The organism is Lentzea californiensis (assembly GCF_024648825.1).
In the GTDB taxonomy this organism is placed as follows: Bacteria; Actinomycetota; Actinomycetes; order Mycobacteriales; family Pseudonocardiaceae; genus Lentzea; species Lentzea californiensis.
Genome location: NZ_JANBBE010000004.1, coordinates 272,857 through 296,634 on the forward strand (window position 1 = coordinate 272,857; position 23,778 = coordinate 296,634).

Here is a 23,778-nt window from a genome sequence, read left to right on the forward strand (position 1 = left end):
ACACCATGAACGCGATCAAGGCAACCGGCCTGCGCCGCTCCTACGGCGACAACGAGGTGCTCAAAGGCGTCGACCTGAACGTCCAGCGCGGCACCGTCTTCTCGTTGCTCGGCGCGAACGGCGCCGGCAAGACCACCACCGTCAAGATCCTCTCGACGCTCATCCGCGCGGACGGCGGCAGCGCGTCCGTCGCCGGTCACGACGTGGCGGGCGACCCGGACGCCGTTCGTGGCGCGATCGGCGTCACCGGCCAGTTCTCCGCCGTCGACAACCTGATGACCGGCCGCGAGAACCTGAAGCTCATGGCCGACCTGCACCACCTCGGCAAGGTGGACGGCAAGCGCAGGACGGAGCAGTTGCTGGAGCAGTTCGACCTGGTGGACGCGGCCGACAAGTCCGCGTCGACCTACTCCGGTGGCATGCGGCGCCGGCTCGACCTCGCGATGACGCTGGTCGGGTCGCCGCAGGTGATCTTCCTGGACGAGCCGACCACCGGCCTCGACCCGCGCAGCCGCCGCACGATGTGGCAGATCGTGCGGGAACTGGTCGCGAGCGGCGTCACGATCTTCCTCACCACCCAGTACCTGGAGGAGGCCGACGAGCTCGCCGACCGGATCGCCGTGCTGGACAACGGGAAGATCGTCGCCGAGGGGACCGCGGACGAGCTCAAGCGCCGCATCCCGGGCGGTCACGTCCTGTTGCAGTTCACCGATCCCCGGCACCTCGAAGCCGCCATCCGGATCGTGGGCGACTCCTCCCGTGACGGTGAGGCGCTCGCCCTGCGCGTGCCCAGCGACGGCAGTGTCCGCTCGCTCAAGGCGTTGCTCGACCGGCTCGACGACAACTCGGTCCTGGTCGACTCGCTCAGCACCCACACGCCCGACCTCGACGACGTCTTCCTCGCCCTCACCGGCAGCCCCGACAAGGTGGTCCAGTCATGAGCTACGTCCTGACCGACTCGGCGACGATGGTGCGCCGCAACCTCACGCGGATGATCCGCTACCCGTCGCTGACGTTCCAGCTCCTGATCATGCCGGTCGTGTTCCTGCTGCTGTTCGTCTACGTCTTCGGCGGCACGCTGGGCGCCGGGCTCGGCGGACCGGGCGGCGGGCGGGGGGAGTACCTGAACTACGTCACGCCGACGATCATCCTGATGTCGATCACCGCGGCCGTGCAGGGCACGAGCATCTCGATCGCGATGGACATGACCGAGGGGATCGTCGACCGGTTCCGCACCATGAAGATCGCCAGGGTGTCCGTCCTCACCGGACACGTCGTCGGCAGCCTGGTCCAGACGGTCCTCGCCATGTCCGTCGTCTTCGGCGTCGCGGTCGCGATCGGGTTCCGCCCGCAGGCGAGCGGTCTCGGCTGGCTCGCGATCATCGGGCTGCTGGTCTCCATGTCGTTCGCGATGATCTGGCTGTCCGCCGCACTGGGCCTCGCCAGCAAGTCCGTCGAGTCGTCGAGCAACGTCGGCCTGCCGCTGATCCTGCTCCCGTTCTTCGGCAACGGTTTCGTGCCCACCGACTCGATGCCGGCCGTGTTGCGCTGGTTCGCCGAGTACCAGCCGTTCACCCCGTTCATCAGCGCCCTGCGGGGTCTGCTGATGGGCACACCGATCGGCAACAGCGGCTACCTCGCCTTCACCTGGTGCCTCGTCATCGGGGTCGGCGGCTACCTCTGGTCCAAGAAGCTCTTCAACCGCGAATCCACCCGCTGAAGGAGATACCGATCATGCTGCAAGGCCTTCCCATGGAGCGCGACGTCACGCCGTTCGTCCCGCCCAGCCAGATCTCGCTGGTGCGCGAGACCCGCCCGGTCAGCCCGATGCTCTTCCCCGACGGCCACGAGGGGTGGCTCGTCACCGGCTACGAGGCCGTCCGGCAGGCGCTGGCGGACACCAGGTTCAGCAGCAGGCAGGACCTCGGCATCATCCACGTGCCGTTCCCGACGCCCGGCATGCCGGAGATGACCGAACCGGTCCCGCAGACGCCCGGCCTGTTCATCAGCATGGACCCGCCGGACCACACCCGGTTGCGCCGCAAGCTCACCGGAGCGTTCACCGTCAAGCGGATGAAGGCCCTCGAAGAGGGCATCGTCGAGATCACCGAACGGCAGCTGGACCTGCTGGCGGAGCTCACCCCGCCGGTCGACCTCGTCAAGGAGTTCGCGCTCCCGGTGCCGTCACTGGTGATCTGCGAGATCCTCGGCGTGCCGTACGCCGACCGCGACACGTTCCAGCACAACTCCTCCAAGTTCATGGAGAGGCAGGTGACCCTGGAGGACAAGATGGCCGCGTACATGGCGATGAACACGTACCTGTACGAGCTCGTCACCAGCAAGCGCGCCGAACCGGGGGACGACCTGCTGTCCGATCTAGCGCAGGACGAGGACCTGAGCCTCGAGGAATTGACCGGCATGGCGTTCCTGCTGCTGCTCGCGGGCCACGAGACGACCGCGAACATGCTGGCGCTGGGCACCTTCGCGTTGCTGGAGCACCCGGACCAGCTGGCGGCACTGCGGTCGAACCCGGAACTGATCCCCGACGCCGTCGAGGAACTGCTCCGCTACCTCGCCGTCGCCGACGTCTTCTTCCGTTACGCCGCAGAGGACATCGAGTTCTTCGGCGAGACGATCCGCGAGGGTTCGATGGTCGTCCTGTCGCTGCTGGCGGGCAACCACGACCCGGAGCGTTACGAGCACGCCGGCACGCTCGACGTGCACCGCAACGCCCGTGGTCACCTCGCGTTCGGGCACGGTGTGCACCAGTGCCTCGGCCAGCAGCTGGCCCGCATCGAGATGCGCGCCGGGTTCGAGGGACTGCTGCGCCGCTTCCCCTCACTGGAACTCGCCGTGCCGGCCGGTGAGGTGAAGCTCAGGACCGACATGAACATCTACGGCGTGCACGCCCTGCCGGTCACCTGGGCCTGATTGCCCGTCAGACGGTGAAGCCACCGTCTGCGTTGATGCTGGCGCCGGTGACGTACGCACCGGCCTCACCAGCCAGAGCCGCGATGACAGCGGCGATCTCCGCTGGTTTCCCGTAGCGCCCCAACGCGGTCAGGCCGCGGATCGTGTCCGCCATCGGCCCGTCGGCCGGGTTCATGTCGGTGTCGGTGGGGCCGGGGTTCACGATGTTCGCCGTGATGCCCAGCGGACCCAGTTCACGCGCCAGGCCCTTCGTCATCCCGATCAGCGCGGTCTTGCTGGCCGAGTACAGGGCGAAGCCGGGAAACGGCGCGTACACGGCGACATTGCTGCCGATGCTGATGATCCGGCCACCTTCACGCATGTGCCGTGCCGCCGCGCGCGCCGCCAGGTACGGCGCGCGCACGTTCACGGCCATCGTGTGGTCGAACTCCTCCCGGCCGATCTCCTCCAGCGGTCCGACCTGGAAGACCGCCGCGTTGTTCACCAGTACGTCGAGCCGTCCGAAGTGGACCGCGGTCTCCTCGACCGCGGCCACGACGGCGTCCGGGTCGGCGCTGTCCGCCCGGATCGCGAAACCGTTGTCCGGCTTGGTGTTCTGGTACGTGACCGCGACACGCGCGCCCAGCGCCGTGAGCTTCTCGGCCACTGCGGCCCCGATGCCGCGGCTCCCGCCGGTGACGAGAGCCGCTTTCCCCTCAAGTGATCCCATGCCGATCAGCCTGCTGGAACCGCGGCCGGGATTCTGGCGGGAATCGGACCGTCAGTTGGCGCCTCGGGTGTACGCCCACGCGGTGCGGTTGAGGGAGTCCTCGATCCCCGTGAAGCCCTCGTTGGGGTTGAGCACGTCCTCGTGGAAGTCGACGTCGACGTCGTCCGCGGTGCCGCCGATGCCGTCCGGGCCCACGCCGAACATGCCCTTCGGGTTGCCGCCCTGGTCCATGATGGCGTCGAGCGCGTTGAACTGGTCCTGGTGCCAGCTGCCCGACATGTGCCCCGCCTCGTGCGCGGTGATGTTGCCGATCGCCCGGCCGATGAACGCGATCTTGTCGCTGGCCGGTGTGATGTAGCCGTTCAGCGAGGTGCGCGTCTGGGCGGCCGGCGCGCTGAGGACGTCGAGGAGCACCAGCGAGGTCTCCTCCTTGCCGAAGTTGCCCGCGTCGATCGACTGCGCGATGCCGACGGTCTGGATGCCGGACTCGGCGATCGAGCCGCCGACGACCACGCGGCTGACGTTCTTCTGGCCCCACGGGTCGGCGTGGTCACGGCTGTTGAGGATCCGCACGGCGAACCGCCTGTTGGTGCCCTTCGCGGCCAGGTCGTGCTCGATGTTCTCGCGCACGGTCGCGACCACGCCGTCGATCACGGCGTTCTCGTCCGCGCCGGTGAGACCCCAGCCTGGCAGGAACTTCCGCAGCGGCGAGAGGTCCTTGTTGCCCGCGGGGTCGACGCCGAAGATCCGGGTGTTGACCCGCGCGCCGTCGAAGTCGAGGAAGACCGTCAGCACCTCGGGACGCTGGTTGAGCTCCGAGCCGGGACGGTAGGCCTCGACCGTGACGTCGTAGCGGCCGGTGCCGTTCTCGACGCCGACGGTGTAGCGGCCGTCCTTCGGCGCCACGAAGTCCGCGACGGCGTTGCCACCGGCGGGCATCGGGGAGTTCTCGGCGTACAGGAAGCTGAAGTCCTGCGACGAACCGAAGACCTCGCGCCCGGCCGGGTCGTGGACGACGACCCTCGTCGCCTTGCCCGCCGCCGACGCGCCCAGCACGTCACCGGCCTTGAGGTCGACGGAGAAGTGGTCCCTGTCCGCGGGGCCCCCGCCGGTCGCGATGGTCAGGTCGTACGCGCCCTCGGTGAGGACGCGCTTGCCGGTGCCGGGCTTCATCGGGTCGGCCGGGATCCCGCCGGGTCCGGCCGCCGCGACCATCACGTAGACGTCCTGCCCGGCGGCCACGGGGACCCGCAGCCTGCTGTCGGTGCTGCCCGCGAGGTTGTCGTGCTGGTCCAGGAGCTGCCCCGTCGCGTCGAACGCGGCGAGCAGGGTGTCCAGGTCGCCCGACGGCGTGTCCGTCTCGAGCAGGACGATCCGCCCCTCGGCGCCGCCGGACAGCTTGTAGAAGTCGTGGTCACCGCTGCCGTCGCCACCGCTGCCGTACGGGCCGTCGCCGATCTTGCCGCTGGTGCGCACGGCCCTCTCACGGGCGGGCACACCGGTGCCGCTCGCGAGCGGGACGGCGTCGTTGGTCTCGGCGAACGGAGCCGCCACGGGGATCGTGGGGTCGCCCGCGAGGTCACCGGTGAGCGTGAGCTTCGGGTTCTTGCCCCTGCCGGTCCCGAACCCGGCCACGTGCTCGGCCTGCGAGGGCACGTCGTTGGCGCCCTGCCCGGTCTCCTTCTCGGAGTACGTCAACGGCTGGCCCGCGCTCTTCGCGGCCACCCGCGACTGCTTGCGCGACTCCCGGTTCCGCTGCACCGCCGCCCAGTCGACCTTCGCCTCCGCCGGCAGGAACGCCAGCATCGGGTCGGGCTGGAAGAGCGGTGCGGCGGGCTCGGCCGCCGACTGCCCGCCGGCGACCAGAGCCAGTGCCATACCTGCCGTGAGCACGCCTAACAGATGTTTCCGCATGTCCAGTTCCCCCAGTTCGGTCCTTCAACCGAGGAAACCAGCGTCGTGCGGGCCGGGCGAGCGTTTTGGTCAGCCTTCGTCCACTTCAGGACATCCGTGGATCAGACCGTGGCCTTGCGCATCGGTTGAGCGACCTCGTGCAGGTGTTGCAGCACGTACCCGTAGGAGCGGAACAGGCCGCACTGGGCGTAGGAGATCCCGTGCTGTTCGCAGAACTTGTGCACGATCGCCTGCGCGTGCTTCAGGTTCGGTCGCGGCATGCTGGGGAACAGATGGTGCTCGATCTGGTAGTTCAGCCCGCCGAGCAGGATGTCGGTGAACCAGCCGCCACGGATGTTGCGCGAGGTCAGCACCTGCTTGCGCAGGAAGTCGAGCGAGTGCCCCGCCGACAGCACGGGCATGCCCTTGTGGTTGGGGGCGAAGGAACATCCCATGTAGAAGCCCCACAACGCCTGGTGCACCAGGACGAACGCGACGGCGTACACGGGGGAGAGGACCCAGAACACGACCGCGAGGTACACCACGACGTTCGCGATCATCACGGTCCGCTCGCGGCCCGCGTACTTGATCGAGTGCCAGTGCAGTGCGAAGCCTTCCAGCAACAGCAGCGGGAAGAACAACACGGCCTGGTGCGAGGCGATCCACCGCAGCGGTCCACGCTTGGCCGCTCCCTGCCGTTGCGTGAACGCCAGCACCGAGATGTCGACGTCCGGGTCCTCGTCCTCGTGGTTCGGGTTGGCGTGGTGGCGGCTGTGCTTGCCCACCCACCACTCGTAGCTGACACCGACCAGGCCGCTGTGGGCGTAGCCGGTGATCTCGTTCCACTTCTTCGAGGCGAAGATCTGCTTGTGGCCCGCGTCGTGCCCGATGAACGCGAGCTGCGTGGACATCACGGCCAGCACGACCGCTACCGCGAGCTGCCACCACGAGTCGCCCAGCAGCGCGAACGCCACCCAGGCCGCCGCGTACACCACGAGGTTCACGCCGATCCGGATGAAGTAGTAACCGCGCCGCCGAGCAAGCAGGCCAGCCTGCTTTATCTCGGTGGACAACTGGGCGAAGTCGCTCGCCTGCCGGAGTGCCATTTCCGCAGAATGCCTGATCGCGGCGACTAAGTCATGCACGGCCCATGAAGTCGTTACCAACCAGGCGGGTCACACGGGCGTCGGCAGCCCTACCAGCTCACGAGGCAGAAGGGGTGGCCGGCGGGATCCGCGTAGACGTGGAACCGCTCGCCACCGCCTTCGAGCCTGCGCGCACCGAGGGCCAGCACCTCCTCGCCCGCCGCCGCGAGGTCGTCCACCCGCACGTCGAAGTGCATGTGCGCGGTCTCGTCCGGCCACGTCGGCGGTCGCCAGCCCTCGACCCGTGCGAACGCCACGCCAGGCCGGTCCGGGGCGTCACCGATGACGACGAACTTCCCGTCGTCCTGCACCCGGACCATCCCGAGCAGCTTCTCGTAGAACTCCGCGAGGCCCCGCGGATCAGGGCAGTCCACCACCAGGCCGTGCCAGCGTCCGATCATGCGCGGGATGCTGACACGGATCCAGGACAACCGGCGCCCTGGTTCACGCGAGCGGCATCGCCATCACCTTCGGTGTGGTCGGCGCCTTCGACCCTCCCGACGGCTCCACGGTCAGCGCGACCTCCTGCGCACCGGTCAGGCCGCTGACGACGACCGGTGACGACCGCGAGTCGAGCAGCCCGGCCGAGTGCGGCCCGTCGGCGCCGATCAGCCAGAGCTGGTAGGTGTGACCGTCGGGTGCCTGCGGCAGGTCCTTGGCGAGGAACAGCGCCTCGTCGCGGCTGGCCGACACGACGGCGGTACCGGTGGCGCCGTTCGGTGCCCTGCCGTTGATCAGCTTCGCGTCCGGCGTGGACAGGAAGTCGGAGAACCGGCTGTACTCGCTGGAGAGCTGTGCCAGCTGCCGTTCCTGGCCGGACTGCGAGTAGTCCACCGTCACGAACACCGCGGCGACGAGGCAGGCGGCCGCGAGCAGCCCTCCCGCCCAGCGCTTGCGGCGCGGGTCCGGCACGCGTGCCGTGTGCGGGGACAGCTGGCGGGTCTCGGCCGCTGCCGCGAGCACACGGGCACGGAGCTGGGGCGGTGGCAGGAACTCCACCGCGGCGCCCAGCCGCGCGGCCGTGGCCGCGAGCTCGGTGACCTCGACCGCGCAGCTCTGGCACCGGGTCAGGTGGGCCTCGAAAGCGGTCCGTTCGAGGTCCGACAAAGCGTTCACGGCGTAGGCGCCGGTGAGCGTGTGCAGATCAGCGGATGTGGTCCTCATCCGGTCACCCCCATGCAGTCCCGCAGTCGGATCAGGCCGTCGCGCATCCGGGTCTTGACCGTGCCGAGCGGAATGCCCAGCAGGCTCGAGACCTCCGGATAGGAGTAGCCCTGGTAGTAGGCGAGCAGCACGGACTCGCGCTGCAGCTCGGTCAGGAAGCTCAGGCAGCGGCGCACCTGGCGTTGCTCCAGCCGTCCGTCGACCTGCTCGCTCACCTCGTCGAACGGCCTGGCCGGGTCGAGGCGGGCCGCCCGGTCCTCGCGGTGCGTGGCGGCCTGGGCGGACCGGACGCGGTCCACGGCCCGGCGGTGGGTCAGCGTGAGGATCCAGGTGTTGGCGCTGCCCCGGTCGGGGTCGAACCTGGTCGCGGTCCGCCACACCTCGAGCATCACCTCCTGGAACACCTCCTCCGACTGCGCCTGGTCCCGCACGACACGCCTGATCAGCCCGAACACCGAACCGGCCATCACGTCGTAGAGCCGTTCGAACGCGGCCTCGTCGCCCCGTGCGACCAGCGCGAGCAGGTCGTCGGCGGTCGGGCCGACGTCACGAGGGGTGCTCTGCAGGCTTTGCAGTGCCCGCTCACGCTCTGGCATCCCAGGTCCTCTCCTCGGCTGTTGTCCTATAGGTGTTCGCAGCAGGGGCGCCGATGGATCGGTCCGGACTGCGTCATCACGTCGAAAGCCGGCGGAACTTCTTCCAACCGCCCTGGAAAACCGCTCGTCAGTCTGTTGTGGACGGTGTGGTTGGTAACGGATTCATAACCACACCCATCCGTTTCCCGGGGGGCGGCGAATCACCGGTAGCAACTGCTCGATCACCCCTTGGAGATGTCTCGTCATGAACATGACCGTCCGCAACACCGTCCTGGCCGTCGGCGCCGTCTCGCTCGCCCTGTTCGGCGCGGCGTGCGGCTCGGGTGACATGGCCAGCAGCGGCGGCACTTCCAGCGCCGCCGCGCCCACCACGACCACCCAGTCCTCGGCCGCGATGGCCGACCCGGCCAAGGACCTCGTCGGTCCCGGCTGTGCTGACTACGCGAAGCAGGTTCCGTCCGGTGCCGGCTCGGTGTCGGGCATGGCCGCCGACCCGGTCGCCGTCGCCGCGAGCAACAACCCGCTGCTCACCACGCTCGTGAGCGCGGTGTCGGGCAAGCTGAACCCGAAGGTGAACCTGGTCTCGACGCTCAACGGCGCCGAGTTCACGGTCTTCGCGCCGGTCGACTCGGCGTTCGCGAAGATCGACGCCGCGACCATCGAGAAGCTCAAGACCGACGACGCGCTGCTGACCAAGATCCTCACGTACCACGTCGTCCCCGGCCAGATCTCGCCCGACAAGATCGCCGGTGACCAGAAGACCGTGCAGACCGGCACCGTGAAGGTCACCGGCTCCGGCAACGCGATCAAGGCCAACGACGCCAACGTCATCTGTGGTGGCGTGAAGACCGCCAACGCCACCGTCTACCTGATCGACTCGGTTCTGATGCCTGCCTGACATCACCCGCAGGACAACTGGGCACCCACGTCTCCGGCGTGGGTGCCCAGTGCTGTGTGCGTCTACTGCGGACTTCGACAAACCCTTGCGTGTGCGCCAATCCACGCAGCGGTCTGCTCCGAACAACAGATGTGAAGGCAACACGATCCGTCCTCATCGGCCTTGTGTCGGTGGCCGTGGCGTTGGCGGCAGGGCATCTCGTCGCGGGACTGGTGAGTCCGCTGGCCTCGCCGTTCCTCGCGGTCGGCAACACCGCGATCGACCTGACCCCTCATCCGGTCAAGGACTTCGCGATCCGCACGTTCGGCGAGAACGACAAGCTGGTGCTGCTCGGTGGCATGGCGGTCGTGCTCGCGGGCCTCGGCGTGGTGGCGGGGTTGCTGTCGCGCCGCAGTCCGTGGCCCGGCATCGCTGCCGCCGCGCTGCTCGGCCTCCTCGGCATCGCCGCGGTGCTGGCCAGGCCGACGACGACCGCGTGGTCGGTGCTCGCCCCGCTGGCGAGCCTGGTAGCCGGTGTCACCGCCTTCCGCTGGCTGTGGTCCCTGGCGGCGGCGCCCGCGGTCGCACCGGGGCGGCGCAGGTTCCTGCTGTCGACCGCGGCGGTCGCGGTGGGTGCCGGTGTCGCCGCGCTCGGCGGTCAGCTGCTCGCCGGCCGGGTGGACGTCGAGGCCTCCCGGCGTGCGATCAGGTTGCAGCCCAGGGAGACCGCGCCGGAGATCCCGTTCGACGCCGACTTCGCCCGTGAAGGCACACCGGAGTTCATCACGCCGAACTCGAAGTTCTACCGCGTCGACACGGCGCTGACCGTGCCCCGCCTGCGGGCCGAGGACTGGCGCATGCGGGTGCACGGCATGGTGGACAACGAAATGGTGCTCACCTACGACGACCTGCTGCGGCGTCCGATGGTGGAGAAGACGATCACGCTGGTGTGCGTGTCCAACGAGGTCGGCGGCCCGTACATCTCCACGTCGAACTTCATCGGCGTGGACCTGGCCGACCTGTTGCGGGAAGCAGGTGTGCGTCCCGGTGCCGACCAGCTCGCGACGCGCAGCGTGGACGGCTGGACGTGCGGCACCCCGGTCGACTCGATCATGGCGCCGGGTTCGAACGCGATGCTGGCGCTGGGGATGAACGGCGAACCGTTGCCGATCGAGCGCGGCTTCCCGGTCCGCATGGTCGTGCCGGGTCTCTACGGCTACGTCTCGGCGACGAAGTGGCTGGTGGACGCCGAACTCACCACCTTCGACGCGTTCGACGCGTACTGGGCGCAGCGCAAGTGGGGGAAGAAGGCCCCGGTCAAGACCATGTCCAGGGTCGACCGGCCGAAGTCCTTCGAGAGGGTGCCGGCGGGCAGGTTCGTCGCGGCGGGCATCGCCTGGGCCCAGCACACCGGCGTCGACCGCGTCGAGGTCAGGGTCGACGGAGGGCCCTGGCAGGAGGCGACCCTGAGCCGGGAGGTCAACGTCGACACGTGGCGGATGTGGCGCGTCGAGCTGGACCTGAAGGAGGGCAACCACACCGTGGAATGCCGTGCCACCGACCGGAAGGGCTACACCCAGACCAACGACCGCGCCGCCCCGATCCCGGACGGCGCGACCGGCTGGCACTCGATGGTCTTCACCTCGGTGGCGTGAAGACCGCCAACGCCACCTCCTGTCTCATCGACTCGGTGCTGCTGACCGCCTGACATCTCCAGGAAGGCAGTACCGCGACTCCGGGAACCGCGCTGTGCGTGCGGTTCCCGGAGTTTTTACGTCTGCCCAGGTGGTCACTCCATCAGGTGGATCGGGCGGTACGGCCGATCCAGCACCCGTGCGTCGCACGGATGTAGGAGGCGCGGATCCGCCAGATGCGGTTCAGCCGGCTCGGGACGGCGCCACGCACGTCCCTGTGCGTCCGCGGTTCGAACCGGATGCACAGGGACGTTCCCGCAACGGCGATCACTGCGCGTTGACATGTAGTGCGCGATCTTGTGTCGCAAAGTAGTCGTAAATCGATGTTTCGAATTAATTGATGTCTTTGAGCTGCGACAACTGAATTGCTTCCACTTTCGAGTGAACCGGTGTCCGTGGGGTGTCGAATATCCGGATGTACAGGTGCTGATTCGTCGAAAGGGGGTGATTACATGAAGTCGACATGCTCCACAACTCTGCGGCGGACGCTCGGTGTGGCCGGGTTCCTGATCGGATTCGGTCTCCTGTCCGCCGGAGTGGCGAGCGCCGACGAGGGTGACCCGCCCGGCCTGCTGGACGGGGTCGCCACTCTCGTCGCTCCCGTGACCGACGCGCTCGCGCCGGTGACCGAACCGGTGCTGGCGCCGCTGGCACCCACCGTGGACACCGTCGTGCAGACCCTGGGTCCGGTGTTGGAGCCACTCCAACCCGTGACGGCGCCGGTGCTCGCCCCTGTGGCGCGCACGGTGCAGGACGTGCCGTTGGTGCCACAGATCGTGGAACCGCTGGTGGTGCAGCCGTCTGATCAGGCTGAAGTGCCGCCGCCGGTCGCCGCACAACCCGTGCCGGAAACACCGCGGGCACCGGCCGTCGTGCCGGAAGCCCACACCGCGGCACTACCCGGCTGGATCGCTGCGGCGACCACGTCGCGGCAGCAGAAGATGTACGCACCTGACCTGGCGCCACCCGTCGAGGCGCCCCAGAGGCAGTCGCCTGACGTGCCGTTCGCCCTACCCGGCACGACAGGACAGGTGTCGTCGAACGGATCGGCGAGCCAGACCGTGTCGGACCTCCCAGCGGGATCGGGAGTTCGCCCGCACGGCGAGTCGCTCGCTGTGAACCGGGACCACCAGGTCCACGGGTCGTGGTGTTACTACTACGGCCGAAATCATCCCAGTTGACCAGTCCTGCCAACCAAGCCGACCAGATCACCAAGCTTGATTGACGGGAAGGTTCGACAATGCACAACTCTGTGCGACGCGGCTTGCTGGCCGCAGCGTTCTCGGGAGGATTCCTCCTGTTCGGAACGGCGATGGCAAGCGCTGACACCGGAGGCAACGGTCTCCTCGGCGGCGTCGGTGACGTCGTGAACTCGGTCGTGAACGGTGGCAACGGCGGGAATTCGGGCAATGGCGGCAACGCCACCAGCTCGAACAACGCCACGTCCGGCAACTCGGGCGATTCCGGGAACTCCGGCGCCACCGGCGGCAACACCGCCTACGGCGTGTGCGTGCTGGCCGAGTGCCACACGAACGTCAGCTCGGGCGACTCGGGTGACACCGGTGCCACGGGTGCGACCGGGAACGCTTCCAATCACAGCAACACCGTGGGCGGGAAGTCTGGTCCGGCCGGCAACGGCGGCGACGCCACCGCGGCTGGTCGTGCGCAGAACGCCGGCGCGACCGCGGGCAACGGTGGCAAGTCGGGCAACGGCGGCAACGCCACGAGCTCGAACACCGCGCGGTCGGGCGACTCCGGTGACTCGGGCGACTCGGGCGACTCGGGTGACACCGGCGGCAACAGCGCCTACGGCGTCTGCTTGCTGGCGAAGTGCCACACGAACGTCAGCTCGGGCGACTCGGGTGACACCGGTGCCACGGGTGCGACCGGAGACGCTTCCAACCACAGCAACACCGTGGGCGGGAACTCCGGCCCCGCCGGTGACGGCGGCGACGCGGCGGTCATGACCAAGGACCAGAAGTGGGGCCACCACGACAAGTGGAGCAACCACGGCAAGTCCGGTTCGGCCGAGGCCACCGCGGGCAACGGCGGCAACTCGGGCAACGGTGGCAACGCCACCAGCTCGAACAACGCCACGACCGGTGACTCGGGCGACACCGGGAACTCGGGCGACACCGGCGGCAACAAGGCCGTCGTCCGCACCACCGGCTCCGAGCGCGGCCACGGCTGGTCCTGGAACAGCACCAAGTCCTGGACCAACGTGACGTCGGGCGACTCCGGTGACACGGGTGCCACCGGCGCGACCGGTGACGCGGGCAACCACAGCGTCACCAAGGGCGGCAACTCCGGCCCGGCCGGTGACGGCGGCGACGCCTGGGCAGTGACCGAGCAGGGCAAGTCCTGGAACCACGGCAAGTGGAACAACCACGGCAAGTCCGGCTCCACTGAGGCCACCGCGGGCAACGGCGGCAACTCGGGCAACGGTGGCAACGCCACCAGCTCGAACAACGCCACGTCCGGCAACTCGGGCGATTCCGGGAACTCCGGCGACACCGGCGGCGACACGGCAGTGGTGAAGACCGAGAACAAGCACCAGAAGTGGTCCGGCCACCGCGGCGACAACTGCCACGGCTGGAAGCACCACAACGGCTGGAAGCACGACTGGAAGAACCACGGCACCAAGTCCTGGACCGAGGTCACCTCGGGCAACTCCGGTGACACCGGCGCCACCGGTCCGACCGGCGACGCGTCCAACCACAGCACCACGGTCGGTGGCCACTCCGGTCCCGCGGGCGACGGCGGCGACGCCGAGTCCCGGACCCACGGGAAGCACTCCGCGAAGGTGTGACCACCAGGTGATCACAGGGCGGGGCCGGCATCTGCCGGTCCCGCTCTTCGCTGTCCGGCGATGTGTCTTCTTCCGCCGGTGGGGTAGCCGAGAAGAGGAGAACTCGATACCGGACGAGGAGGAACCGTGTCGATCAACGCCGACGCCCAGACGGTGACGGGTACGAAGGACAAGGACTACAACATCATCTGGTTCGTGGAGGCCTGCCTGAGCAACGCTCTGCGGCTGGAGACCTACGTCCAGGACGCGGAGAGCGCGGGCGACTCGGACCTGGCGGAGTTCTTCCGCCGCGCGCAGGGCGAAAGCCGCAAGGGCGCCGAGCAGGGCAAGGAACTGCTCGCACAGCGACTCGGCAAGTAGTGCTCAGGGCCGGGCGGCGAGCGAGCAGCTCGCCGTCCGAGCGGAGTGTCAAGTCCGATGTGGACTGTCAGGCCGACCTCGCCAGTGCCTCCCCGAGCGTCGGGTGGACGCGGAACACGGTGTCCATGCCGGAGAAGTGGAAAGTCCTGAGCACCGCGGCCCGGTCGGCCACCACGCGCAGGTCCTCCGCGCACCGATGAGCGTCCAGCAGGGCGCCGATGCCGGAGGAGTCGAAGAAGGTCACCTCGCGCAGGTCGACGACCAGTACGACGGGCGACTGCGACAGCTGGGTCGTCAGTTCCGCGCGCAGGAGCGGTGCGGTGACGATGTCGACCTCACCCGCGACGGCGACGATCGGAACGCCGTCCTGCCGTGAGCCGCGCACCGAGCAAATGGGCGTTCCAAGGTCAAGTTCTTCCTCCAGCACGGTGACTCCACTCTGTGGTGGTGGGACGTTCACCGAGCTGCTGGCTGAACTCGACGGGCGGACTGCGGAACCTCCCTCCACGGTAAGCCTTGGTGGCACGGTCCACAACGCGAAGTCACAGGTTGCGCCCCAGCGGCCGGCGCAGGAATCGCCTACCGTGGGCCGGGGGTTCAGAAAGCAGCACCCGGTCAACCCCGCTGCCGTCATCGGTGTCCGCCGGATGGGAAGGAGACGATCCGAGGTGCCGCAGATTCCGCCCAGTGCCGAGGACTGGAACGTCGACCGGTCCAGGTTCGCGACCGATGCCGAGAAGGCGATCGCGTCCGGCCAGACGCCCACGCGCGACCACGGGGCGCCGCTCGGGCCGCTGGCCCAGCAGTTCGCCACCCTGACCTATTCGCTGCTCGACGCCACCACGGCGGGGGAGGTGCTGCAGCAGATCGTCCAGGCCGCGGTGCGGGTCGTGCCCGGCGCGGACATGGTCAGCGTCACCCTGCGGTCACGGGACGGGAAGTTCCACACGCCGGTGGAGACCGACCGGATCGCGACCGAGCTCGACCAGCTGCAGTACGAGCTGCGGGAAGGCCCCTGCCTCGACGTCGCGGATCCGGCAGGCCCCGCCGTCGCGGAAGCGCCCGACCTGGCCGCCACGTCGTCCTGGCCCCGGTTCGGCCCGGAGGCCGCCGAACGGGGCATGGGCGCGGTGCTGTCCACGGCGCTACTGCCCGAGATCGAGTCGCCCCGGCTGTCCGGCGCGCTGAACGTCTACTCCCGCCGGAGCCACGGCCTCGGCGAGACGGATCACGCGGTCTCGTTGCTGCTGGCCACGCACGCTTCCCTGGCGCTCGCACACACCGAGGCCGTCGACATCGCCACCCTGCAGGCCGAACAGCTGCGCCGCGCGATCGACTCACGCGACGTCATCGGTCAGGCCAAGGGAATTCTCATGGCGCGCCGCGGCCTGAGCGCCGACGACGCGTTCGACCTGCTGCGCCGCTCCTCGCAGCACCTCAACGTCAAGCTCGTCCAGCTCGCCGAGACCATCGCCGGCCGTCACGGCGAGCTGGATCTGCCCTGACCCCTTGACCTGGTGAGGTGCGCGAAGGGGAAGGGGTTCGTAGGCTGGGGTTCGACGGATGACCGTCGGCCACAGGAAAGCTCTTGAACGGGCAACGCCGAGACCGGCTCATAGCGCAGGTGCTCGAGTGCAGGACGACGTCAGGGCGTGCGGAATTAGGGCATGCCCTCAGCGCCGTGTGCGTACGTGCGTTACCGGACATCGACGGCGCCGCACTGGTCTTCTACAGCGACCTCCGTGCTCAGGAACTGGTCGGCGCCAGTGACCCGTGGGCGGCGGGCATCGAGGAAGCGCAGTACACCGTGGGCGAGGGGCCGGGCTTCGCGGCGGTCGCGGCCCACGGCCCGGTGCTGGTCCCCGACCTCAGCCTCGACGAGGTGCGGTGGCCGCTGTTCGCCGGGACCGCACGGGGTGCCGGCCTCGCGGCCGCGTTCTTCTTCCCGCTGCAGATCGGCGCGATGCTGCTCGGCACGCTGGGGCTCTACCGCCGACGGCCCGGCGTGCTGCCCGCGGAGTTCGTCTTCGAGGCGGCACTGCTCGCCGATCTGATCTCGCACAAGCTGCTCCTGCACAACGAGCAGATGGCGAGCGAGGAACGGATCTGGCTGGAGACGTCGTACCAGGACGTCAACATGGCGACCGGAATGCTGGCCGTCCTGCTGCGGATCAGCCTGGAGGACGCGTTCCTGCGGTTGCGCGCGCATGCCTTCGCCGCGGGCAGGTCGGTCGTGGACGTGGCAGGGGACGTGCTGGCCCGGCGCCTTCCTCTCGACCGGCTGACCGACTGACGGCGTGGGTGTTCTGTCCGAAGTGGACGCTGCGGTGTTCGTGTCGCGTGGCTGCGCACTGAGCCATGGCGGGTCGTACGCTGCGGGAGTGCCCGAGGTCCAGGAACAGATCGCCGTCACGTTGAGCGAGCTCACGGCGAGCCTGGTCGGCTGTCACGACGCCGAGTCGGTCCTGCGCCTGGTCACCGCCGCGTGCGAGAACCTGCTGTCGGCGTCGGCGATCGGGATGCTGCTGGCCGATCCGCGGGGTGGGCTGAGCGTCGTGTCGGCCTCCGACGAACAGGCCCGGTTCCTCGAACTGCTGCAGAGCCAGATCGACGAAGGCCCGTGCGTGGACTGCGTGAGTGACGACGCGACGATCGCTTGCCCGGACCTGGAAGAAGCCTCTGGCCGCTGGCCGGCTTTTGCCCCTGCCGCGCTCGACGCAGGTTTGCGCGCGGTGCACGCCGTGCCGATGCGCCTTGCCGGAGCTGCGGTCGGCGGCCTCAACATGTTCTACGCGGCCGTCACCCCGTGGGGGGAGTGGCAGCAGCGACTCGGGCAGGTGCTGGCCGACCTGGCGGTGCTGGGCCTGTCACAGGACGACGACCCGGCACGCACGCAACGCCTCGCCGAGCAGACGCTGACGACGCTCAACGACCGCGTGGTGCTCGCGCACGCCGTCGGCATGGTCGCCGGGGCCCTCGACACCGGCACGGACGAAGCCCGCCGCCTCATCTTCGGCTACGCCACCAGCAATCAGGCGCCGGTCCGCGACATCGCCCGCCGGCTCACCGTCGGCGACCTCGACGCGGCCGTGTTGCGAGGACGCTGAGCCGGTCACCGCCCCGTGCCGCGCAGAGGTGCGCCCGCGTCGTGCAGGTGGCGCAGCACCTGGGCGTAGGAGCGGACCATGGTGGTCTTGCTGTACGGAATGCCCTGCCGGGCGCAGAAGTTCTCGACGACGGGCTGTGCGCGGCGCAGGTTGGGCCTCGGCATGTGCGGGTAGAGGTGGTGCTCGATCTGGTGGTTCAACCCGCCGAGCAGGGCGTCGACCCAGCGGCCGCCGGTGACGTTGCGGGAGGTCAGCACCTGCTTGTGGAGGTGGTCGAGGCGCTGTCCCTCGGCGATGATCGGCATTCCCTTGTGGTTCGGCGCGAACGAACAGCCCAGGTAGACGCCCATCAGACCCTGGTGCACGACGACGAACACGACGGCCTTCAGCGGTGAGAGCACCAGGAACACCGCCACCAGGTAGGCGGCCAGCGGCACGATCTGGAGCGCGGCCTCACGCCACGGGTTGCGCAGTTCCCTGCGGAACAGGGCGACCAGGCCGGAGATCCGCAGCACGGCGGCCTCGGCCAGCAGCAGCGGGAAGAACAGGAACGCCTGGTGCTTGGTGATCCAGCCGTACACACCGCGTTTGCCGTGCGCCTGCGCGCGGCTGAAGGCGAGGGCGTGGATCTCGATGTCCGGGTCCTGGCCCTCGTGGTTGGGGTTGGCGTGGTGGCGGTTGTGCTTGGCCACCCACCACTGGTAGCTGATGCCGGTGAGGCTGCCGTGCAGGTGCCCGACCACGTCGTTGTTGCGGTGGCTGCGGAAGATCTGCCGGTGTCCCGCGTCGTGCCCGATGAACGCGAGCTGCGTCGACGCCACGGCCATGGCCACCGCGAGGAGCATCTGCCACCAGGAGTCGCCCAGCAGGACGAACGTCACGGCGATCGCGCCGAGCAGCACGCCGTTGATCGCCATGCGCAGCGCGTAATAGCCGCGGCGGCGGTCCAGCAGGCCGGCGGTCTTGAGCTCCTTGGTCAGACGGGCGAAGTCGCTGCCCCGAGGCCGTTCGGCTGTGGTGGGTGGTACGTCTTGGGTCGAGGTCATCTACCTGCTCCGGTTCTCGGTTCGTCGGCTTCGGTGTCCAGGCCGGGTTCGTCCGGCCCGGACTCCTCAGGTTCGCTGGTGTGCACGTCGGCGGGTGCCACGTGTTCGTCCGCCTCGCTCAACAGTGAGCGGATCGCGGAGTTGAGCACCGCCAGCAGTGGTACCGCGAGCAGGGCGCCCGCGATGCCCGCGACGAGCAGTCCGGACGCGATGGCCAGCACCACCGCGAGAGGGTGCAGCTTGACCGCGCGTCCCAGCAGGAACGGTTGCAGCACATGGCTTTCCAGCTGGTTCACGGCGACGACGATGATCAGCGCGATCGCGGCGGTCACCGGGCCGTTCGCGACGAGCGCGATGAGAACGGCTATGCCGCCCGCCACCACGGCACCGAAGATCGGGACGAACGCACTGATGAACACCAGTGCTGCCAACGGAACCGCCAGCGGCACCTTCAGCACCGCCAGCCCGATGCCGATGCCGAGCGCGTCCACCACGGCGACCGCGCCGGTCGCGCGGACGTAGCTGACCAGCGCGGCCAGACTTCGCCTGCCCGCGACGTCCACCCGCCTGCGGGGGTCGCCGGGGACGACGCGGATGAGGAACTGCCAGATCCGCGGGCCGTCGTAGAGGAAGAACGCGAGCGCGAACAGCACCAGCAGCATCTCGACGAGGGTCTCGCCGACCGTCGCGGCCGTCGTGAGAGCGCTTGTCGTGATGCCGGTCTGGTTGTCCTGCAGGGTTTTCACGATCCGGTCCGCGAACTCGCGCAGCTGGCTCTCGCTGAGCTGCAACGGTCCGGTGACGAGCCAGCCGGACACCGCGTCGATGCTGCGGGCCAGCTGTGCCGCGAGGTCCGGCACACCGTTGACGAAGGTCACCACGACGAACGTGAGCAACCCGCCGAGCACCGCCAGCCCGCCGACGAGCACCACGAAGGTCGCGAGACCGCGGGGAAACCGTTTCGCCATCAGGAAACTGACGGCCGGTGCGAGCAAGGCCGCCAGCAGCAACGCGATCGCGAGCGGCACGACGAGGGACGCCAGCCTGCCGAAGATGACGCCGACGACGTAGAGCGAGGCCACCACGACGAGGAAGCGCCAGCCCAGTGCCGCACTGACGCGAAGGGCGGAGGGGATCGGGTCCCGCGCGGGAGACGCGTTCCCGCGGTCGGTCGTCACGACGGCAGTACCTCCGGAGTCGATCTCCGACGCCAGGGTCTGGGGTCATCGGGGTGAAGTGGCGATGCGCACTGCACGCCTTGCAGAGGATTCCCCGCCACTCGGCCCACAAACCCGGATGAGCTGTGGAAACAGCCTCTCCATTTTCAGGAACGCTCGTTCTTGACTGATCGTTCCTGAAACCGCTACGGTCGTCACATGGGACGACGAAGGGCTTTCGACGTGGACGAGGCCGTGGAGGCGGCGGCGGACCTGTTCGCCCGCCGTGCCTACGACGGTGTCTCCATCGACGACCTGGTCACTCGACTCGGAGTGCACCGCAACAGCCTCTACGGCGTGTTCGGCAGCAAGCGCGGGCTGTACCTGGCGGCGTTGCGCCGTCACGTCGAGCAGGACGTTCGCCCGCACCTGGCCCGCGCCGCGCAGCCGGAACACATGCCGGCGTGGGACTTCCTGCTGGTGGCCGCGGTCGATCGCGCGCCCGACGACCCGGAGGTCGCCGGCCTGGTGTCGGCGGTCCTCGCCGAGGTCGACGAGGCGACGGGCGACCCGCGCGCCACCGAGGTGCTGCTGGGCCGATGGCTGCGCGGCCGGCCGGACGCCCTGCGCCACGGGGAGGCCGAGTCCGAAGTCCCCACCATTCGTGAGGCGCCGGAAACGGTGCCCGGTAAGGAGATCTGACATGGCGACGATCAGCGTGCAGGGCCAGGACCCGGTGGTGGAGATGAACGGCCTGGACAAGTTGTGGTCGTTGAAGAGCAGGCTGACCATCCCGCTCGCCCGCGTTCGCGGTGCCACGCTCGATCCGGGAATCCTGGGGAAGCCGAAGGGGATTCGGGCGCCGGGCACGCACCTGCCCGGCGTGATCACGGCCGGCACGTTCCACCAGGACGGCGAGAAGGTCTTGTGGGCGGTCCGCGACGCGCAGAAGGCCGTGGTCGTGGAACTGGCGGACGAGCACTACACCCGCCTGGTCGTCGAGGTCGACGACCCTCGCGCGGTGGTGGCCATGGTCGAGCAGGCGACCAGCCGATGATCGTCAAGGTCGCCGCGGCACTCGTGCCGAACACCATCCGCGATCTCGCCGGCGCGCTGGACCGCGACCGGGTGGTGACCCTCCGGTTCGACAAGTACGGAACTGGCTGCACGGGACTGGGCGCCTGGGCCGGACGGCCCCAGGACATCGACTACCCGGCCTTCGTGCGCCATGCCGCCACCGCTCGCCGCGCTCTTCCAGTCGCTGGCGGGACCGGACCGCCGGTTCGCGACGACGGACGACGCGGTCTTCCCGCCCGACGTCGCACGCGGCTGCTGCGGATGCCCGTGCTCCTGACCTGCGGCGAGCTGGACCCGCAGGTGTCCTGATGGGACGTTCTCGCCCGTTCTGACCGGGGAGCTCAGCGCCCTGCGGTGGTGACGGTAACAATTCGGTTGAGCCGATGAACCTCTCCGTACGTACTCCCGTTCATGCGCCGCTTGAACGAGGAGTACGTATGACGCACCGCGTGACGGACAGACGGAAGTTTCGCCTGATCGCTTCGTTGTCGGCGGTGGCCGTGGTCGCAGCGGGTACCGCAACGGTGGCGTTGGCCGCCAAGAACGGTGAGCCCGCACCGCTCGCCGCGTTCGCGCCCATCGAGAAGGTGAACAAGAACGTCGTCGAGCCGAAGGTCGGCAAGAACGGCGCCGGTGGCGTGTTCACGGTCGACTGCGGCACGAACGAGGAGGGCAAGTTCAGTGCCGACAACCCGGTCGCCCAGCCGGGTCTGAAGCACGGTGCCCAGCACGTCCACGACTTCGTGGGCAACCTGTCGATCAGCGCGGAGTCGACCGACGAGAGCCTGGTGGACTCGGAGACGACCTGCCGCAACGGTGACCGCTCGTCCTACTTCTGGCCTGTCGTGCGCATCAACCCCAAGGCCAACCCGCAGGACGTCGGCTCCAACCCCGACAAGATCAAGGACAACGGCCCGGCCGAGGTCGCGTGTCCGGGCGTCGCCCAGCGCCTGCCCGCCATTCCGCAGCGGGTGCGCGACGAGGTCGTCCAGAACCTCCGGCAGCTCGCGCAGCAGCTCAAGGAAGCCAACGATCGGGTGGCGCGCGCCCAGAACCCCGGTGACCCGAACTTCGTCAACAACACCGTTCTCGGCCCGCTGCGCAGCAAGCGGGTCGCCACCCTCGAACGCATCGCGAACGCCATGAGCCGGTCCGCGCGCAAGCCGAACCTGACGTCGCTCGCCGACTGCGACCTGCGGTGGGGCCACGGCGGAGGCGGCGGCCACGGCAGCCACTCGAAGCCGCGCAAGTTCGCCGCGGAGGGCGTTCTCCAGCAGGCCGAGCAGAACGGCGCCGAGCAGGACGCCGCCACGCCGACGATCAAGTGCCCGTCGGTGCGCGAGGCGCTGCCGGGTGTGCCGGACCAGGCCCTGGACGAGGTGGACAGCAACCTCGACCAGCTGGACAAGCAGATCGCCGAGGCCAACCAGCGCCTGGTGAAGACCAAGGGCCAGGGCGGCGCGAACTTCATCGACAACGCGATCCTCGGTCCGTTGAAGGACAAGCGGGTCGCGACCCTCGACCGCATCGCGATCGCGATCGGCCGCAACGCCGAGAAGCCGCAGGGCCTGGACCGTCTCGCGAAGTGCGGTCTCAACGAGGGCGAAGAGGGCGGCGAGGAGAACAACGGCGGTAACAACAACGGCGGTAACAACAACGGGGGCAACAACAACGGCGGTGCCACCACCACGACTGCCGCCCCGGCGCCGCCCCTGGCCGCTCCCACCGGCAAGAACCTGGAACTCGTCGGCAACAACGGCAAGATCGTCCGTCCGGCCCAGGTGAAGATCGAGTACCGCGGCAACGCGGCCAGCAAGGTCACGGGCATGCCGAAGTTCCTGAAGATGGTCGTCGGTGACGCCAAGCCGACCAGCCGCGGTCCCGCCAACGCCCGCGCCACGTGGACGTGCAGCGGGTTCGAGGACCGGCTGTCCGACAAGTACGTGATCTGCCCGAACGGCAGCAAGGTCATGCGTGTGCACGACTTCGCGGGCTGCTGGGACGGCAAGAACGCCGACAGCGCCAACCACCGCGACCACGTCCGGTTCGCCGACAAGCAGACCGGCGCGTGCCCGCAGGGCTTCAAGGCCATCCCGCAGCTGCGGATCAGCATCTCCTACAACATCGCCCGCGACGTCCAGCAGAAGGGCCAGTACCAGCTCGACGCGTTCCCGGAGGAGAACCACAACCCGTTCTCCGACCACAACGACTTCGCCAACGTCAACTCCGACCAGACGATGGCGAAGATCGTGAAGTGCGTGAACGACGGACGCAAGTGCTCCTGACCGTCGCCTGACTCACCTTTTGAGGGAGCCCTCCCGGACCTCGGTCCCGGGAGGGCTCCCTCGTCGGTGAAACGGAGAATTCGGATGAGCACGCGAAAAACAGGGAAGCAGGCCGAGACGAATCTCGACCTGCTTCCCTGGAGTGCGCCGCCAGGGACTCGAACCCCGGACCCGCTGATTAAGAGTCAGCTGCTCTAACCAACTGAGCTAGCGGCGCTTGTTTGTGTGCCGGAGCCTTGCTCATTCCGACGTCAAGAACGTTAGCACAGGGGTTCCAACTGGTTTTCACACGGGTCACCCGTTCGCCTTCTCGAACCCCGTGTGGAGGAGCCACTGGGCGGCCGCGTAGGTCGGCATGACGCCCGCCGACGCCACTCGCGCGGTGCGTCCACCGAGGACGAACCGGCTCGCGCCGAGCAGTGCGTCTGAGACCGCGAACAGGGCCGCACCACCGAGAACTCGTCGTGCGCCGGCGCCGCGGGCCGTCGACGCGGCGGCGACCATCGTGCCGAGCGTCAGGGCGTAGAGGGCCACCGGCTTGCCCAGCGGGCCTGCCGCGCGGGCGAACACGGCGGCTCCCGCGGCCGATGCCGCGACGATGGGCACGACCGCCTTGCGGGAGCCCGGTGGGGAGCGGCGGGCCAGGGCCGCGGTGTAGCCGACGTGGGCGACGAGGAAGCTGAAGAGTCCTGTGCGGAACGCCCGGTCCGAGTCGCCGAGCAGCGCCACGTCGCCGAGCCACGAGCCGGCGAGACCCACCGCCATGCCGGGGTCGCGGGGCGGGCTGGCCACGGCCAGAGCGGGCATCAGTGCGGTCTTCGTCACGGGGCGCACGGACCTGGCGCCGCGCACCGCCGCCGCGATCGAGTCCGCGATCGCGGCAACCGCGTAGGCCTGCTTCTTCATCGAGCACCTCTCGCCATTGAGG

General features: G+C 69.0%; 25 protein-coding genes and 1 tRNA gene. 15 read left to right on the plus strand and 11 right to left on the minus strand.

Annotation, left to right across the window (positions count from 1 at the left end):
• Positions 1–5: 5 nt before the first annotated feature.
• From LX88_RS18275 to LX88_RS18285, 3 genes are read left to right on the plus strand one after another with little or no spacing between them, the layout of a single operon-like run.
• Positions 6–941, plus strand: a complete 936-nt coding sequence (locus tag LX88_RS18275) for an ATP-binding cassette domain-containing protein (RefSeq protein WP_258948977.1) — start codon at positions 6–8, stop codon at positions 939–941.
• Complete coding sequence (locus LX88_RS18280) at positions 938–1,720, plus strand: ABC transporter permease (RefSeq protein WP_258948978.1); 783 nt, start codon at positions 938–940, stop codon at positions 1,718–1,720. The genes LX88_RS18275 and LX88_RS18280 overlap by 4 nt, the downstream gene beginning before the upstream one ends.
• 14 nt (positions 1,721–1,734) lie before the next feature.
• The gene (locus LX88_RS18285; protein ID WP_258948979.1) at positions 1,735–2,931 is read left to right on the plus strand and encodes a cytochrome P450; all 1,197 of its coding nucleotides are present in this window, start codon (positions 1,735–1,737) and stop codon (positions 2,929–2,931) included.
• A 7-nt stretch (positions 2,932–2,938) separates the two neighbouring features.
• Here the strand turns inward: LX88_RS18285 and LX88_RS18290 are convergent, their stop codons facing one another.
• From LX88_RS18290 to sigK, 6 genes are all read right to left on the minus strand, one after another.
• Entirely contained in the window at positions 2,939–3,640 is a 702-nt protein-coding gene (locus tag LX88_RS18290; RefSeq protein WP_258948980.1) for an SDR family NAD(P)-dependent oxidoreductase, read from the minus strand.
• Positions 3,641–3,691: 51 nt separating this feature from the next.
• Positions 3,692–5,554: a hypothetical protein gene (locus tag LX88_RS18295; protein WP_258948981.1), complete on the minus strand. Its 1,863-nt coding sequence runs from the start codon at positions 5,552–5,554 to the stop codon at positions 3,692–3,694.
• 101 nt (positions 5,555–5,655) lie between these two features.
• Positions 5,656–6,639 carry a fatty acid desaturase family protein gene (locus LX88_RS18300; RefSeq protein WP_258948982.1) on the minus strand — a complete coding sequence of 328 codons (984 nt, stop codon included), beginning with the start codon at positions 6,637–6,639 and terminating at the stop codon, positions 5,656–5,658.
• A gap of 89 nt (positions 6,640–6,728) precedes the next feature.
• Positions 6,729–7,079 (minus strand): VOC family protein, encoded by a 351-nt coding sequence (locus LX88_RS18305; protein WP_258948983.1) that lies wholly within the window; start codon positions 7,077–7,079, stop codon positions 6,729–6,731.
• A gap of 43 nt (positions 7,080–7,122) precedes the next feature.
• The gene (locus tag LX88_RS18310; protein ID WP_258948984.1) at positions 7,123–7,842 is read right to left on the minus strand and encodes an anti-sigma factor; all 720 of its coding nucleotides are present in this window, start codon (positions 7,840–7,842) and stop codon (positions 7,123–7,125) included.
• Positions 7,839–8,438, minus strand: a complete 600-nt coding sequence (sigK, locus tag LX88_RS18315) for an ECF RNA polymerase sigma factor SigK (protein WP_258948985.1) — start codon at positions 8,436–8,438, stop codon at positions 7,839–7,841. Before sigK ends, LX88_RS18310 begins: the two co-directional genes overlap by 4 nt.
• Positions 8,439–8,682: 244 nt before the next feature.
• Between sigK and LX88_RS18320 the strand changes: the two genes are divergently transcribed.
• From LX88_RS18320 to LX88_RS18340, 5 genes are all read left to right on the plus strand, one after another.
• The gene (locus tag LX88_RS18320) at positions 8,683–9,336 is read left to right on the plus strand and encodes a fasciclin domain-containing protein (protein WP_258948986.1); all 654 of its coding nucleotides are present in this window, start codon (positions 8,683–8,685) and stop codon (positions 9,334–9,336) included.
• Positions 9,337–9,506: 170 nt separating this feature from the next.
• Positions 9,507–10,970: a molybdopterin-dependent oxidoreductase gene (locus tag LX88_RS18325; RefSeq protein ID WP_308203450.1), complete on the plus strand. Its 1,464-nt coding sequence runs from the start codon at positions 9,507–9,509 to the stop codon at positions 10,968–10,970.
• 491 nt (positions 10,971–11,461) lie between these two features.
• On the plus strand, positions 11,462–12,190 hold the full coding sequence (locus tag LX88_RS18330) for a hypothetical protein (protein ID WP_258948987.1): 729 nt from the start codon (positions 11,462–11,464) through the stop codon (positions 12,188–12,190).
• Positions 12,191–12,321: 131 nt separating this feature from the next.
• A complete protein-coding gene (locus tag LX88_RS18335; RefSeq protein ID WP_258948988.1) occupies positions 12,322–13,818 on the plus strand; it encodes a serine-rich family protein in 1,497 nt (498 codons plus the stop codon).
• A 126-nt stretch (positions 13,819–13,944) separates the two neighbouring features.
• Positions 13,945–14,178, plus strand: coding sequence for a hypothetical protein (locus LX88_RS18340; protein WP_030481141.1), 234 nt, complete (start codon positions 13,945–13,947; stop codon positions 14,176–14,178).
• A 67-nt stretch (positions 14,179–14,245) separates the two neighbouring features.
• On the opposite strand, the gene LX88_RS18345 is transcribed toward LX88_RS18340, so the two are convergent.
• Positions 14,246–14,605: an STAS domain-containing protein gene (locus tag LX88_RS18345; RefSeq protein WP_258948989.1), complete on the minus strand. Its 360-nt coding sequence runs from the start codon at positions 14,603–14,605 to the stop codon at positions 14,246–14,248.
• Between the two features lie 250 nt (positions 14,606–14,855).
• Between LX88_RS18345 and LX88_RS44320 the strand changes: the two genes are divergently transcribed.
• From LX88_RS44320 to LX88_RS18360, 3 genes are all read left to right on the plus strand, one after another.
• Entirely contained in the window at positions 14,856–15,683 is an 828-nt protein-coding gene (locus tag LX88_RS44320; RefSeq protein ID WP_372511357.1) for a GAF and ANTAR domain-containing protein, read from the plus strand.
• Between the two features lie 176 nt (positions 15,684–15,859).
• On the plus strand, positions 15,860–16,471 hold the full coding sequence (locus LX88_RS18355) for a GAF and ANTAR domain-containing protein (protein ID WP_258948991.1): 612 nt from the start codon (positions 15,860–15,862) through the stop codon (positions 16,469–16,471).
• Between the two features lie 88 nt (positions 16,472–16,559).
• On the plus strand, positions 16,560–17,285 hold the full coding sequence (locus LX88_RS18360) for a GAF domain-containing protein (protein WP_258948992.1): 726 nt from the start codon (positions 16,560–16,562) through the stop codon (positions 17,283–17,285).
• Between the two features lie 5 nt (positions 17,286–17,290).
• On the opposite strand, the gene LX88_RS18365 is transcribed toward LX88_RS18360, so the two are convergent.
• The gene (locus tag LX88_RS18365) at positions 17,291–18,331 is read right to left on the minus strand and encodes a fatty acid desaturase family protein (protein ID WP_258948993.1); all 1,041 of its coding nucleotides are present in this window, start codon (positions 18,329–18,331) and stop codon (positions 17,291–17,293) included.
• A complete protein-coding gene (locus tag LX88_RS18370) occupies positions 18,328–19,509 on the minus strand; it encodes an AI-2E family transporter (RefSeq protein WP_258948994.1) in 1,182 nt (393 codons plus the stop codon). Before LX88_RS18370 ends, LX88_RS18365 begins: the two co-directional genes overlap by 4 nt.
• 198 nt (positions 19,510–19,707) lie before the next feature.
• Here LX88_RS18370 and LX88_RS18375 point away from each other — a divergent pair, with 198 nt between their 5' ends.
• The 4 genes from LX88_RS18375 to LX88_RS44325 all read left to right on the plus strand — a co-directional run bounded on the left by LX88_RS18375 (position 19,708) and on the right by LX88_RS44325 (position 22,850).
• Positions 19,708–20,190, plus strand: a complete 483-nt coding sequence (locus tag LX88_RS18375) for a TetR/AcrR family transcriptional regulator (RefSeq protein ID WP_258948995.1) — start codon at positions 19,708–19,710, stop codon at positions 20,188–20,190.
• Position 20,191: 1 nt separating this feature from the next.
• Entirely contained in the window at positions 20,192–20,545 is a 354-nt protein-coding gene (locus LX88_RS18380; protein WP_258948996.1) for a hypothetical protein, read from the plus strand.
• The gene (locus LX88_RS18385; protein WP_258948997.1) at positions 20,542–20,874 is read left to right on the plus strand and encodes a hypothetical protein; all 333 of its coding nucleotides are present in this window, start codon (positions 20,542–20,544) and stop codon (positions 20,872–20,874) included. Before LX88_RS18380 ends, LX88_RS18385 begins: the two co-directional genes overlap by 4 nt.
• Before the next feature lie 140 nt (positions 20,875–21,014).
• Positions 21,015–22,850, plus strand: a complete 1,836-nt coding sequence (locus tag LX88_RS44325; RefSeq protein WP_258948998.1) for a DUF1996 domain-containing protein — start codon at positions 21,015–21,017, stop codon at positions 22,848–22,850.
• 143 nt (positions 22,851–22,993) lie between these two features.
• Here LX88_RS44325 and LX88_RS18395 read toward each other — a convergent pair.
• Positions 22,994–23,067, minus strand: a tRNA-Lys gene (locus tag LX88_RS18395).
• A gap of 77 nt (positions 23,068–23,144) precedes the next feature.
• On the minus strand, positions 23,145–23,756 hold the full coding sequence (locus tag LX88_RS18400; protein WP_258948999.1) for a lysoplasmalogenase: 612 nt from the start codon (positions 23,754–23,756) through the stop codon (positions 23,145–23,147).
• Positions 23,757–23,778 lie beyond the last annotated feature (22 nt).